General features: G+C 64.4%; 11 protein-coding genes and 1 tRNA gene. 7 read left to right on the forward strand and 5 right to left on the reverse strand.

What is annotated here, in order from left to right:
- Positions 1-253 precede the first annotated feature (253 nt).
- The 3 genes from GSQ83_RS24585 to GSQ83_RS24595 form a co-directional block, all read right to left on the reverse strand.
- On the reverse strand, positions 254-1,051 hold the full coding sequence (locus GSQ83_RS24585) for an RNA methyltransferase (protein WP_158805492.1): 798 nt from the start codon (positions 1,049-1,051) through the stop codon (positions 254-256).
- Entirely contained in the window at positions 1,048-2,433 is a 1,386-nt protein-coding gene (gene cysS / locus GSQ83_RS24590; RefSeq protein WP_158805493.1) for a cysteine--tRNA ligase, read from the reverse strand. The genes GSQ83_RS24585 and cysS overlap by 4 nt, the downstream gene beginning before the upstream one ends.
- A gap of 71 nt (positions 2,434-2,504) precedes the next feature.
- On the reverse strand, positions 2,505-3,167 hold the full coding sequence (locus tag GSQ83_RS24595) for an HAD-IA family hydrolase (RefSeq protein ID WP_158805494.1): 663 nt from the start codon (positions 3,165-3,167) through the stop codon (positions 2,505-2,507).
- 75 nt (positions 3,168-3,242) lie between these two features.
- Between GSQ83_RS24595 and glmU the strand changes: the two genes are divergently transcribed.
- From glmU to GSQ83_RS24610, 3 genes are all read left to right on the forward strand, one after another.
- Positions 3,243-4,583, forward strand: a complete 1,341-nt coding sequence (glmU, locus tag GSQ83_RS24600) for a bifunctional UDP-N-acetylglucosamine diphosphorylase/glucosamine-1-phosphate N-acetyltransferase GlmU (RefSeq protein ID WP_158805495.1) — start codon at positions 3,243-3,245, stop codon at positions 4,581-4,583.
- Complete coding sequence (gene glmS, locus GSQ83_RS24605; protein ID WP_158805496.1) at positions 4,583-6,412, forward strand: glutamine--fructose-6-phosphate transaminase (isomerizing); 1,830 nt, start codon at positions 4,583-4,585, stop codon at positions 6,410-6,412. The genes glmU and glmS overlap by 1 nt, the downstream gene beginning before the upstream one ends.
- 86 nt (positions 6,413-6,498) lie before the next feature.
- A tRNA-Pro gene (locus tag GSQ83_RS24610) sits at positions 6,499-6,575 on the forward strand.
- 276 nt (positions 6,576-6,851) lie between these two features.
- Here the strand turns inward: GSQ83_RS24610 and GSQ83_RS24615 are convergent.
- Complete coding sequence (locus GSQ83_RS24615; protein WP_158805497.1) at positions 6,852-7,025, reverse strand: hypothetical protein; 174 nt, start codon at positions 7,023-7,025, stop codon at positions 6,852-6,854.
- A gap of 217 nt (positions 7,026-7,242) precedes the next feature.
- Here GSQ83_RS24615 and GSQ83_RS24620 point away from each other — a divergent pair, with 217 nt between their 5' ends.
- The 4 genes from GSQ83_RS24620 to GSQ83_RS24635 all read left to right on the forward strand — a co-directional run bounded on the left by GSQ83_RS24620 (position 7,243) and on the right by GSQ83_RS24635 (position 11,785).
- The gene (locus GSQ83_RS24620) at positions 7,243-8,661 is read left to right on the forward strand and encodes an APC family permease (protein WP_158805498.1); all 1,419 of its coding nucleotides are present in this window, start codon (positions 7,243-7,245) and stop codon (positions 8,659-8,661) included.
- Between the two features lie 18 nt (positions 8,662-8,679).
- On the forward strand, positions 8,680-9,795 hold the full coding sequence (locus GSQ83_RS24625; RefSeq protein ID WP_158805499.1) for a calcium:proton antiporter: 1,116 nt from the start codon (positions 8,680-8,682) through the stop codon (positions 9,793-9,795).
- Between the two features lie 327 nt (positions 9,796-10,122).
- Complete coding sequence (locus tag GSQ83_RS24630; RefSeq protein ID WP_158805500.1) at positions 10,123-10,335, forward strand: hypothetical protein; 213 nt, start codon at positions 10,123-10,125, stop codon at positions 10,333-10,335.
- A 244-nt stretch (positions 10,336-10,579) separates the two neighbouring features.
- Complete coding sequence (locus GSQ83_RS24635) at positions 10,580-11,785, forward strand: Xaa-Pro peptidase family protein (protein ID WP_158805501.1); 1,206 nt, start codon at positions 10,580-10,582, stop codon at positions 11,783-11,785.
- Positions 11,786-11,821: 36 nt separating this feature from the next.
- Here GSQ83_RS24635 and GSQ83_RS24640 read toward each other — a convergent pair whose 3' ends face one another.
- Positions 11,822-12,760 (reverse strand): GGDEF domain-containing protein, encoded by a 939-nt coding sequence (locus tag GSQ83_RS24640; protein ID WP_158805502.1) that lies wholly within the window; start codon positions 12,758-12,760, stop codon positions 11,822-11,824.
- Positions 12,761-12,932 lie beyond the last annotated feature (172 nt).

Raw genomic sequence — 12,932 nt, forward strand, 5'->3', positions numbered from 1 at the left:
GCTCGCTATACGATGATGAGGCGGAAGTGATCCGGTGGGCGGCTGGAGTCCGTTGCGAGAAGGCAATTAACGAAGCACTAAAGGCCCTAGCCTGTCGACCAAAAACGCATCAGCAACGATCCAAAATAATAGGCTAGATTACAAAAACAGGGTTCTTCTGCGATGCGCCGCAATATCGCGAAAAAACCCCGCATGTGCGCAAGAACTCTCGTCTCTATCTCGTAGAAGAGACGCGGCGCGAAGGATCGCCAAACTATTTCGAGGGCGGAGTCTCGCGAACACCAGGCGCATTGCGACCATGCGCGAGTTCAGTGATCACGCCATGCAGCGTCCGCAATTCCTGCTCCGTCACCTCGCCGCGCTGGAACAGGTGCCGTAGGTTGCGCACCATGCCCGGCCGCTTCGGCACATTGCGCAGAAAGCCGCAGGCGTCGAGTTCGCGAATAAGGTGGCCGAGGAAATTCTCCAGCTCCCCCTTCGTCGCAACCTTCGTTTCATTCGTCATCAAAACGCGCGGCGGCGTCTCCTCGACCGCGCTCCACCATTCATAAGCCATCACCATGACGGCCTGAGCGAGGTTGAGCGACATGAAGGCGGGGTTCAGCGGGAAACGCACCAGCATATCCGCCATCGCCATATCCTCGACATCGAGCCCGGCGCGCTCGGGCCCGAACAGGATGCCGCACCGCAAGTCGAGCGCCGCTGCCGTCCGCAGCTCGGCCGCGGCACCCCGCGCCGTCAGCACCGGCTTGACGATATGACGCGGCCGAGGACAGGTCGCCGCCACATGATGCAGGTCGGCCACCGCATCGGCTACCGTCTCATGCAGCGTCAACTCGTCGAGAATGCGGTCGGCGCCGGAGGCCATGCGCCAGGCCTTCTCCTGCGGCCAGCCATCCCGAGGTGCCACCAGCCGCAAGTGAAACAGCCCGCCATTGGCCATGGCCCGCGCGACGGCGCCCACATTATCCGCGAGCTGCGGCCGCACGAGGATGACGACCGGGCTATTGCCGATCGGCCCGATCTCCGCGCCCCGATCGCGTCCCGTCATGAGGCGGCGCCGCTCTCCACCCGCCGCCAGCTGGTGCCGGAGGCATTATCCTCCAGCGCGATTCCGCGGGCGAGCAACTCGGCGCGGATCGCATCCGCCCGCGCGAAATCCCGCGCCTTGCGGGCGGCGATCCGCTCGGCGATGGCCGCGGCGACGCCGGCATCTTCCTCATCGCCATGGAACCACGCCTCTGGGCTGGCCTGCAGCAGGCCCAGCACCCGCCCGGCGGCATGCAGCCCGGCCGCCGCCTCGGCATCCCCCGCCATGGCTTGGTCCGCCAGCACATGCAGCGCCGCGATGGCCGCCGGCGTATTGAGGTCGTCGCACAACGCCGCCATCAGCGGCCTCGGCACTTCGGCCGGCGTCTCCGCGAAGGCCGGCGCGTGGCGGGCGAGGGCGCGGTAAAACCGGTCGAGCTCCCGCCGCGCCTCGGCCAGCGCCGCCTCGGTGAAGTCGAGCGTGGCGCGGTAATGGGCGCGCAGCAGCAAAAACCGCACCGCCTCGCCCGGCGCGAGCGCCAGCACATCCCGCACCGTGCGGAAATTGCCGAGGCTCTTCGACATCTTCTCGCCGTCCACCAACAGCATGCCGTTATGGACCCAGGTATGGGCGAAGCGGCTGCCGGGGAAGGCGCAGCAGCTCTGGGCCATCTCATTCTCGTGGTGCGGAAACAGCAGGTCGCTGCCGCCGCCATGCAGGTCGAAATCCTCGCCGAGATAGCGCCAGGACATCGCCGAGCATTCGATATGCCAGCCCGGCCTCCCCCGGCCCCAAGGGCTGTCCCAACCCGGCAGCTCCGGCCCCTCTGGATTGGCCGGCGAGGGCTTCCACAGCACGAAGTCGCCCGGATCGCGCTTGAACGGTGCCACCTCGACGCGCGCCCCGGCCTGCATCTCCTCGGGCGAGCGGCCCGACAGGCGGCCATAATGCGGATCGCTCTCGACGGAGAACAGCACATGGCCCTCCGCCTCGTAGGCGTTCCCATTGGCGATGAGCTTCTCGATGATGGCGATCATCTGCGGGATATTATCGGTCGCCCGCGGCTCCTCATTCGGCGGCAGGGCGCCGAGGGCGGCCATATCCGCATGAAACTCGGCGGTGGTCCGGGCCGTAACCTCACCAATGGAGACCCCGAGCTCCGCCGCCCGCGCGTTGATCTTATCCTCCACGTCCGTGATGTTCCGGACATAGACGACATGCGGGAACAGCACCCGCAGCAGCCGCGCCAGCACATCGAACACCACAACCGGCCGGGCATTCCCCAGATGCGCCCGGTCATAGACCGTGGGCCCGCAGACATAGAGCCCCACGCGCTGCGGGTTGATCGGCGCAAAGACCTCGCGCCTGCGGGTGAGGCTATTGTGGAGTGTCAGGGCATGCATGGTCCGGGCGTTGTGCCGGGAGCGGGCGGGGAGGGCAAGCGACGCTCGCACACAGCTCCGACGCCCCAAACCTACCCCACCAACCACCCCGCCACCTCCGCCACCTCTCCGAACCCCCGCACCGTCGCATCCGCCTCCGCCCCAACCTCTTCCGGCCCGTAACCCCAGCTCGCGAAGATCGTCGGCAGTCCCGCCGCCTTGCCCGCCGCCACGTCGTTATGGTGGTCGCCGATCATCACCGACCGGCCCATATCGCCCCCCGCCGCCGCCACGGTCAGCCGCACATGTCCCGGATCCGGCTTGCGCACCGCGAAGCTGTCGCCGCCGCCGACCGCCGCCAGGAAGGGCAGCACGCCCAGATGGGTCAGCAAAACCCGCGCCGGAGCCTCCGGCTTGTTGGTGCAGACCGCGAGGCGCCAGCCTGCCGCCCGCAATTCCCTCAGCGCCGCGAGCGCCCCCGGATAGAGCGCCGTCTCCGCTGTCGCATTCGCCGCATAGTCGGCGGCGCCGGCGGCGAGATCCGTCTCGGTCAGCACCAGCCCCCGCGCCGCATAGCCGCGCTGGAACAAGGGCGGGATCCCGTCCCCCACCATCCCGCGCGCCTGCTCAAGCGTCAGCGGCGCCGCGCCATGCCGGGCCAAGCTGCGATTAAGCGCCGAGGTCAGATCCGGCAGGCTATCGCTCAGCGTCCCATCCAGATCGAGGACCAGCAGGCGAGGGGGCAGGGCCGTCATCGTGTTGCACTCCGAAACGAGAGTTGTTCGCCAAGCCTTTGACATGACGAGGCCGGGACCGCTACCGCTCGACTCATGAGCGCCACCGCCGTCATCCTCGCCGCGGGTCTTGGCACCCGCATGAAATCCGCCCTGCCCAAAGCGATGCACCCCATCGCGGGCCGCCCGATGCTCGCCCATCTGCTCGCCTCCGTCACCGCCGTTTTCGACAAGGTCGTGGTCGTGACAGGGCCAGAGATGGAAGCCGTGGCGCGCGCCGCGGCGCCGCATGAGGTGGTGATCCAGTCGGACCGCCTCGGCACCGCCCATGCGGCACTCCACGCCGCGGCCCAGTTCGGGACCGGCGAGGTCGCCATTCTCTATGCCGACAACCCGCTCATCACGCCGGAGACGCTGCGTCGCCTGAAGGAATCGCGGTCAGACAGCGGCGCCGGCCTGGCGCTGCTCGCCATGCGTCCGCCCGATCCTGGCCGCTATGGCCGCGTCATTCAGGACTCCAACGGTGATGTCACCGCGATCGTCGAATGGGCGGAGGCGAGCGAAACCGAACGCGCTGTTTCCCTCTGCAATGCCGGGGTGTTCTGTGCCCCCGGCCCCGATCTCGCGCGCTGGCTGGCAGGCGTCAGCAACGCCAATGCAAAAGGCGAATACTACCTCACCGATGTCGTCGCCCTAGCAGTCGCCGAAGGCCGCCGCGTCGTCGCCGTCGAAGCCGATTACGGAGAACTGCGTGGCGTGAACTCCCGCGCCGAACTCGCCCAGGCGGAAGCCGCCGTGCAGTCCCGCCTGCGCCAGGCCGCCATGGCGGGCGGCGCGACACTCACCGCCCCCGACACCGTCTTCCTCTCCGCCGACACAGTGTTGGAGCCCGACGTCACAATCGGCCCCCACGTTGTTTTCGGTCCGGGCGTGACCGTGCGCTCCGGCGCCGAAATCCGCGCCTTCAGCCACCTCGAAGGATGCTTGGTCGCCGAGGGTGCCATCATCGGCCCTTATGCCCGGCTCCGCCCCGGCGCCGAGGTCGGCGAGCGGGCTCATGTCGGCAATTTCGTCGAACTCAAGGCCACGAAACTCGGGGCCGGCGCCAAGGCCAACCACCTCGCCTATCTCGGGGATGCCGAGATCGGAGCCGGTTCCAATATCGGTGCCGGCACCATCACCTGCAATTACGACGGCTTCGCCAAGCATCGCACGGTCATCGGCGCCCGCAGTTTCGTCGGCTCCAACAGCACCATCGTCGCTCCGGTGACGCTCGGTCCCGGCAGCTTCATCGCCGCCGGCAGCACCATCACCCGCGACGTTCCAGCCGATGGCCTCGCCTTCGGCCGCGCCCGTCAGTCGGTCAATGAAGGCGGCGCCACCGCCATTCGCGCGACCTGGATCAGGCCCGCCCCACCCGAGAAGGAGACGCGCTGATGTGCGGCATCGTTGGCATTCTCGGCGCGCGCCCCGCCGCGCCGCTCATCCTCGAAGCCCTCGGCCGTCTCGAATATCGCGGCTATGACAGCGCCGGCATCGCGACCCTGGATGGCGAGGCAATCGACCGCCGCCGCGCCGAGGGCAAGCTGGGCAACCTCGCCGCCGTCCTCGATCGCCGGCCGCTCAACGGCACCACGGGCATCGGCCATACCCGCTGGGCCACCCACGGCGCGCCGACCGAGGGCAATGCCCATCCGCACGGCACCGCTCGGGTCTCCGTCGTCCACAACGGCATCATCGAGAACCACGCCGCTCTCCGCTCCGAGTTGGAAGCCGAGGGCCAGGAATTCACCACCGAGACCGACACGGAATCAGTCGCCCAGCTCCTCGACTTCTACCTCGCGCGTGGCATGACGCCCGAGGAAGCCGCCGCCGCCGCCTTGCCCCGCCTGGAAGGTGCCTATGCCCTGGCGCTCATCTTCGCGGGCCATCCCGATCTGCTCATCGGCGCCCGTCACGGCGCCCCGCTCGCGGTAGGGCTGGGCGATGACGAGATGTTCCTAGGTTCGGACGCCCTGGCGCTCGCCCCGCTGACTCGTCGCATCGTCTATCTTGAGGACGGCGACTGGGCCGCCATCAGCCGCGCCGAGGCTCGCTTCTTCGACCGCGCCAACCGCCCTGTGACGCGGGACGCCCGCCAAACCCGGCTCTCCGGCGCCGCCATCGGCAAGGGGGGCTATCGCCATTTCATGGAGAAGGAGTTGCACGAGCACCCAGTGGTGATCGGCAATGTCCTCAACCGCATGATCGACCCCGCGACCCGCCGTGTCGCTCTGCCCGATCCCGGTATCGACCTCGCCTCCGTCTCCCGCGTCACGCTCAGTGCCTGCGGATCCGCTTTCTACGCCGGCCTGGTCGGCCGCGTCTGGCTGGAGAGCCTCGCCCGCCTTCCCACCGACGGCGATGTTGCCAGCGAGTTCCGCTACCGCGCGCCACCCTTGGCCGCCGGTGGCATGGGACTGCTGGTCAGCCAATCGGGCGAGACCGCCGATACCCTGGCGGCGCTGCGCTACATGCAGGACGAGGGGCAGCACGTCCTTTCCATCGTCAACGTCCCCGAAAGCAGCATGGCGCGCGAAAGCGATGCCGTGCTGGAGACGCTCGCCGGTCCCGAGATCGGCGTCGCCAGCACCAAGGCCTTCACGGCGCAGCTAACCGTCCTGGCCGTCCTGGCTCTGGCCACCGCCCGTGCGCGCGGCACGATGGACGCGGCGCGGGAAGCCGCCCTGGTTGCGGCATTGCTCGAAATCCCCGGCCGCGCCGCCGAGGTGCTGGAAGGCGAAACCGCCGCCGCCATCGCCCGAGTCGCCGAGCGCATGGCCGAGGCTCGCGACGTTCTCTATCTCGGCCGCGGCGCCTGCTTCCCGATCGCCCTCGAAGGCGCGCTGAAACTCAAGGAGATCAGCTATATCCACGCCGAGGGCTATGCCGCCGGCGAGATGAAGCACGGCCCCATCGCGCTGATCGACCGCCATGTCCCGGTGGTCGCCATCGCCCCGTCCGGTCCGCTTTTCGAGAAAACCGCCTCCAACGTGCAGGAGGCAGCGGCGCGCGGCGGCCAGGTCATCGTCTTCAGCGATGTGGCCGGGGCGGAGAAACTGAAGGGCATCGCCGCCGAGACAGTGGTGCTGCCGGACTGCGATCCAGTCTGGGCACCGATCCTTTATGCCGTGCCGGTGCAGATGCTGGCCTATCAGGTCGCCGTATTGAAGGGCACCGATGTCGACCAGCCGCGCAACCTCGCAAAGTCCGTAACGGTCGAGTAGGACTGCCCCGCCGGTGGTTGCAGCCCACGGATCGCACTGCTAAAGCAGCGCCGCACCCGCGCGAGACCCGGCGGCGTCGCATCGGCCGGAGCGTAGCGCAGCCTGGTAGCGCATCAGTCTGGGGGACTGGGGGTCGTGGGTTCGAATCCCGCCGCTCCGACCAAAAAATCAAAGCCTTACAGGCTGTCCAGTTCGCATAGTTCTTGGACGGTTTGCAGAACTGGAAGTGCAACCCGGCAACCTGGGAAGGCTTCTAGTCGGCCTTGAAAAAAGTTCGGAGCATCGCGTATCGCCCGAGATGCTCGTCGGGAGCCCTTGCGACCGCGCTCCATACTCCGTCTCAAGCTGACCTCATCACAGCCAACCATCCGGTGACCTGACACTGGGTGGGAAGTCGTTCCGTTCGCTTCTGGAACCGGGGCGCGAACGTCCGTGGCGCTCAGTGCGGTTCGCGCACATTGACGACAGCCTCCGCCACCACGCTGTTATAGGCCGGCGAGCCCGGCACCAGCGTGCCGAGCCGGTTCATCAACTCGAAATTCAGCCTCGCGGTCTCTTCGGAGTTATGGTCAGCATCCTCGTAGAACATGACCGCTGGGATTAGCTCGGCCATCGGTCTCTTCCGCATGACTTGAGCCTAATCAATGACACGCTTTCCGGAACAATAAAATGAGCCATTCGAAGGTCTGTTGTTGCAAACTCATGATGTCTGAGGCTGAATGTCATTGTGCTGATCCGATAGCTCTTCCCGGCTTGCCGATACAGCATAGACCGTCAGCGCGCGGCTCGGTGATTGCTGGTCCGTAATCGGAAGAAGGATCTGGCCAGCAATGAGCTCCGTCATGTCGTTCGGCGCGGCGCTGCTGCGTTGCAAGCCCGTGGGTGCGTTGGCCGACGAGGCGGATGCAGGACGCGGCGGTCATCTGGCGCGCTCGATGGGGCTGTTTCAGCTGGTGATGCTGGGCGTCGGCGCCACTGTCGGCACTGGTATCTTCGTCGCCTTGACGGCCGCGGTGCCGGAATCAGGGCCCGGCGTGATGATCTCTTTCGTCATCGCGGGCGTCACCGCCGCGTTGACCGCGCTGTGCTACGCCGAGCTTGCCTCGACCATTCCCGTGTCCGGCTCTTCGTATTCTTATGCTTATGCCACGCTCGGGGAATTTTTCGCCTTCATTGTCGGCGCCTGCCTGCTGCTTGAATACGCCGTGTCGGCCTCGGCGATCGCCGTGGGGTGGGGCCAATATCTGAATGAATTGCTGCGCGACGTGACGGGCCTGCAGATGCCCGCGTCGATCAGCCAGCCGCCCGGGGCAGGTGGTGTGTTCAATGTGCCGGCCGTCGTGCTGGTCGCGATCTGTACACTGCTGCTGCTGCGAGGAGCGCGTGAGTCCGCCACGGTGAACGCCGTTCTGGTGCTGGTGAAACTCGGCGTGCTTTTGCTGTTCGTCGTGATCGCGCTGACGGCATTCAAGCCCCACAATCTGACGCCATTCACGCCGCATGGCTGGGTCGGCGTGGGCACCGCCGCCTCGACAATTTTCTTTTCCTATATCGGCATCGACGCCGTATCGACCGCCGGTGACGAGGTGAAGGATCCTGGCCGCACCTTGCCGCTGGGCATCATCATATCGCTGGTCCTGGTGACCTGCATTTACTTCGCTGTCGCCTTCGCGGCGGTGGGCGCGCAGCCCTGGACCGAGTTCGCCGGACAGAACGCCGGCTTGGCAGTGATTTTGCGCAACGTCACCGGAGCGGCTTGGCCGTCGCTGCTATTCTCGGTGGGGGCGATCATCTCGATCTTCAGCGTGATGTTGGTGACCATGTATGGACAGACGCGTATTCTCTTCACCATGAGCCGTGACGGGCTGCTCCCGAAGCTTTTCCAAACCCTCGATCCGAAGACACGGTCGCCAACAAACAACACGCTGATCGTCGCGGGTTTCGTCGCGGCGCTTGCCGCGGTGGTACCGCTGGGTGTGCTCGTCAACCTGACGAGCATGGGCACGCTGGTGGCTTTCGGTGTTGTTTCGCTGGGTGTCATGATCTTGCGGCGCACCCGGCCCGACCTCAAGCGGGGATTCCGGGTGCCGCTTTATCCGCTCGTGCCGGTGGCGAGCGTGGGCTTCTGCCTCTATCTCGTGACCGAGCTGCCGAGGCAGACGCATCTGTTGTTCGTGCTCTGGGTGGTTGCGGCGCTGCTGTTGTATTTCGGTTATTCGTTCCGCAATTCAGAAATGTCGGCAAAGTAGCTCCGGAAAGCATTTGGCATGACCAGCCGTGCGATTTCGTCGTTCCTTCGCGATGAATGGTTTCTCGCGGTCAGCGCCGCAACCTGTCTAGCGTTTTACCTGTTCAGGGGCTCGATTTTCGCTGGACTGTCGAGCCCGCCCTATCTCGCGCTTGTTTTCATATGGCTCTTCGCCGTCATGGTCGGCACGGCGCTGTCTGTCGTCCGACAGGCCGACCACCTTGCGGCTCGGCTCGGCGAACCATATGGCACGCTGATCCTGACCCTCTCGATGACGTTCATCGAAGTCACCAGCATCACGGCCGTGATGATGCATGGGGAGAACAACCCGACCCTTGCCCGTGATACGATGTTCGCCACCGTGATGATAATCCTCAATGGGTTGGTGGGCCTGTCGCTCCTGATCGGCGGCTGGCGGCATCGCGAACAGCAATACAATCTTCGGGGCGCCAATGCCTATCTCGGTGTAATCGTTCCATTGGTCGTGCTCAGCCTGATACTGCCGAATTTCACGCAGTCAACGCTGGGGCCGACGCTTTCCTTCCCGCAACGGATGTTTTTGGTGCTGGTTTCGGTTGGGCTCTACTGCACGTTCCTTGCGATGCAGATGGGCCAGCTGCGAGGCAATTTCGCGTCCGTCACCATGATCCCCGAGCCGTCGCGCGATGAGGCTGGCTCTCGGTCCAGCCTCCTACCGAGGGTCGTGTTGCTGGTTGTCTATCTTGTGCCGGTCGTATTCTTGAGCGAGAAACTGGCGCACCCGATCGATTACATTATCGAGACACTGGACGCTCCCACAGTGCTGGGCGGCGTGATCGTGGCTGTCTTGGGATGCACGCCCGAGGCTCTCGGCGCCGTGCGCAGCGCGCTCGCCAATGACGTGCAACGTTCCATCAATATTCTGCTCGGGGCAGTCCTATCGACCATCGGCATGACGATCCCCGCGATGTTACTCGTCAGCCATCTAGCAGGCCGGGACATGCTTCTCGGTCTGGGGCACACGGACACCGTGATGCTGTTGCTGACGCTCTTCGTGAGCGCGCTCACCTTTGCCAGCGGGCACAGCAACATCATCCAAGGCGCCGTGCATCTGATCATGTTCGCCGCATATCTGCTCCTCCTCGTTCAGAACTGAGGCAGGCGCCGCCCGCCCTTTCCTCGTCGGTGTTTGGGACCTGGCGATTTCCCAGCCAAAGACATTCGGGCACCTGGTGCTTCTCGGGCGGCCGCTCCCGCCCAGGCATGTCCTGGCGGCATTGTGCACTGCACAAAAATCGCTTGCGGTCGGTCGCTGGTGCTGACAGTCTCGTTTCGGCACCGCGCCAGTCGCGTGGCGACGGCCCGTTTTCCGGGCACTCTCGGCGCTTCGAAGGCGCTGATTAAATTCTTAGGGCTTCAGATGGCAACCGGACCGGCCGGAAGCGACCGGCCTTTGACTGACACTGAGTCAGGTGGAGCGAGCATGGACGGCTACTACGTAGAGGTTTGGCAATCCGACGGCGAGCAAGCCGAGGAGCACAGCACATTGCAGACCTTCGAGGGTGCGATGGACTGGATCATGTCGAGGAAGTTCGACGACGCGGGTCTCAAGGGGCGCATCACGACGCGCGATCCGATCACTCTTGAACAGCAGAACGTGATCCAACGCTTCGGGGTGCAGATCGAAGCACACTGAAGTCTTGAGAATGCTTAGATACGCGCCGCACAGACATGGCGCGTATCGTCTGCTTCTAAGAAGCTTCAGGCGATCCTCGGCTGGACTCCTTATTGGTCCCGCCCCAGCCGAGCCCGTGCTCCTCTCGGCCAACGTTGACAAGCACGGAAACCAGGCAGCCAATACCCGGCGAACGCGTGGAGCGGTTCGATCTGTGACGCGCCTCGGCTAGATCCGGAAAATGCTGCACCTGGGAGTACAGGAAATGGATATCGCAGAACTAACTGCGGAACAGTTCACGAGCCGCGAGGGGCCTCCCTTCGACACCGATCACCTCGATCGGCTGATGGATGAGGCCGGCCTTGACGTGCTGGTCATAAACAGCAAGCACAACGTTCAGTATCTGCTTGGCGGCTATCGCTTTTTCTTCTTCGATGCGATGGATGCCATCGGGGTGAGCCGGTATCTTCCCGTCATCGTCTACGCCAAGGGGAGGGCGCAGGATTCCGGCTATATCGGCAATACCATGGAGTCCTATGAGCGGGATCTGGGCAAGTTCTGGATGCCCTCCGTTCAGACCAAAAGCTGGACCAGCCAGACCTCTGCGGAACTCGCCGTCGATCACATCCGGAAACTGGGTCTTGAGACCAGGCGGATCGGCGTGGAGATGGCGTTCTTGCCCGCCGATGCCTTCCTAGTCCTTCAGAATGGACTGCCTGGCGCGAAGTTCGCGGATGCTCTGTTGCCGCTCGAACGCCTCCGTGCGGTCAAGAGCCCGAGGGAGCTGAAGCTCCTGCGGGAAGCCTCGGAGAAGGTCGTGGACTCGATGATGGCGGTGATCTCCACCCATGGGCCAGGCAGCTCGAAACGGCAGATGGTCGAAGCCCTCAAGCGTGAGGAAGTCGCCCGCGGAATGACCTTCGAATACTGTCTGATTACTGCCGGCCAGAGCCATAACCGCGCGCCCTCCGATCAGATCTGGCAGCAGGGCGAAGTCATGTCGATCGATTCAGGCGGGAACTACAAGGGCTATATTGGCGATGTCTGTCGCATGGGCATTCTCGGCGAACCCGATTCGGAACTGATCGATCTGCTCGGTGAGATTGATGCCATCCAAATGGCGGCTCGCCAGCCCATCAAGGCGAAGGCTCGCGGCGGGGATGTGTTTTCGCCCGCCCTCGCGATTCTCGATCGCTCGCTGCACAAAGCCTACACCCACTTCACTGCCCACGGCATGGGCATCATCAGCCACGAAGCCCCTCGGCTTACTAGCAACGGCTTCGTGCCCTATCCCGGGTACGACGAGGACCGCCCGCTTCAGACCGGTATGGTGATTTCGATTGAGACCACGATGCTGCATCCCACCCGGGGCTATATCAAGCTCGAGGACACCGTCGCCGTCACCGAGACCGGGTGGACTGGCTTCGGCGACGGGGGCCGAGGCTGGAATCGCGGCGGGGCGGCGAAGTAACACTTAGGATGGCGGGGAAGCCTCCGCCGGCTTTGGTCAGGCGTTCTCGTTTTTCGGAGCTCCTCCGAATGCCTCCGCGTTCGCTGCTTCGTCAGAGACGACGATCCGGTCCCGACCACTCTCTTTCGCAGCGTAGAGTGCTCGGTCCGCCCGCTCGATCAAGGTTTTGACGTCGGCTGAAGGCGTCGACGGGAGAGCCGCGACGCCGATGCTGACAGTGACGATGCCGCTCGCTGAGTTTTCATGCGGAATGGCAGAGCCGCGCACGGCTGCCCGGATCGCATTCGCGACGACAAGTGCGCCCTGCTCATCCGTATCCGGCAGAAGAACCGCGAATTCCTCCCCGCCGTAGCGCGCCGCCAGGTCAGTGGGCCTCTGCAGCGTTGCACGGAGCGTTGCCGCGATCCGTCGAAGACAACCGTCGCCCGCGTCGTGTCCATAGTGATCGTTGAAGGCCTTGAACGAGTCTACATCGATCATGAGCAAGGCGAGGCCACCATTCATGCGGTTCGCGCGAACGACCTCGCTGCCGATGGAGCGGTCGAACTGACGTCGGTTCGAAATGCCAGTCAAGCCATCGACCAGGGCCAACTGCTGCAACGAATTCGCCATCCCATTGAAGGTTGTCGCGAAGATATGCATCTCCTTCATTGGGATCTTATCGAGATCGACGCGCGCATCCAGCTCCCCGCGTGACAGGCGAGAGGCGGTAGCAGCCAGATGCCGCATCGGCTGCAGAACCCGCAACTCCGCCAGCCAGCCAACGACCGAGATAGCGATCCCGAATGCCAGTAGGGCAACGGCGAGAATGATGGCTATCTCGTGCCTGGCGTCCTGGACCGCGCTTTCTCCCGCCAAGCCGGTGGTATGAAAGGCGAGTGAGTAGCGGGAAGCCGACTCCAGCACGAGCAGACAGAACAACGGCAGCATCGCGATGCCCACAAGCACCATAAGCTTGCCGCGAAGATTCAACATGCGCAGGGTTCCAAAAAGCCATCACCGAATCCCTCACCTTAACCCAGGTCGGCGCGACCAGCGAACCACGTTTCACTTCAAAAGACGCGTTCCAAATAAAAATTTGGACCAACTGTGAATTCATTGGCGAAGTTATTGAAAGCACGGACTGCCCAGTGATGTCATTCGAGCA

This window comes from Acidisoma sp. L85, from assembly GCF_009765865.1.
Classification (GTDB): domain Bacteria; phylum Pseudomonadota; class Alphaproteobacteria; order Acetobacterales; family Acetobacteraceae; genus Acidisoma.

Coding starts and splice junctions, on each gene's coding strand:
- GSQ83_RS24585 (WP_158805492.1), bottom strand. CDS start 1,051: ATGACGGGACGCGATCGGGGCGCGGAGATCGGGCCGATCGGCAATAGC.
- cysS (WP_158805493.1), bottom strand. CDS start 2,433: ATGCATGCCCTGACACTCCACAATAGCCTCACCCGCAGGCGCGAGGTC.
- GSQ83_RS24595 (WP_158805494.1), bottom strand. CDS start 3,167: ATGACGGCCCTGCCCCCTCGCCTGCTGGTCCTCGATCTGGATGGGACG.
- glmU (WP_158805495.1), top strand. CDS start 3,243: ATGAGCGCCACCGCCGTCATCCTCGCCGCGGGTCTTGGCACCCGCATG.
- glmS (WP_158805496.1), top strand. CDS start 4,583: ATGTGCGGCATCGTTGGCATTCTCGGCGCGCGCCCCGCCGCGCCGCTC.
- GSQ83_RS24615 (WP_158805497.1), bottom strand. CDS start 7,025: ATGGCCGAGCTAATCCCAGCGGTCATGTTCTACGAGGATGCTGACCAT.
- GSQ83_RS24620 (WP_158805498.1), top strand. CDS start 7,243: ATGAGCTCCGTCATGTCGTTCGGCGCGGCGCTGCTGCGTTGCAAGCCC.
- GSQ83_RS24625 (WP_158805499.1), top strand. CDS start 8,680: ATGACCAGCCGTGCGATTTCGTCGTTCCTTCGCGATGAATGGTTTCTC.
- GSQ83_RS24630 (WP_158805500.1), top strand. CDS start 10,123: ATGGACGGCTACTACGTAGAGGTTTGGCAATCCGACGGCGAGCAAGCC.
- GSQ83_RS24635 (WP_158805501.1), top strand. CDS start 10,580: ATGGATATCGCAGAACTAACTGCGGAACAGTTCACGAGCCGCGAGGGG.
- GSQ83_RS24640 (WP_158805502.1), bottom strand. CDS start 12,760: ATGTTGAATCTTCGCGGCAAGCTTATGGTGCTTGTGGGCATCGCGATG.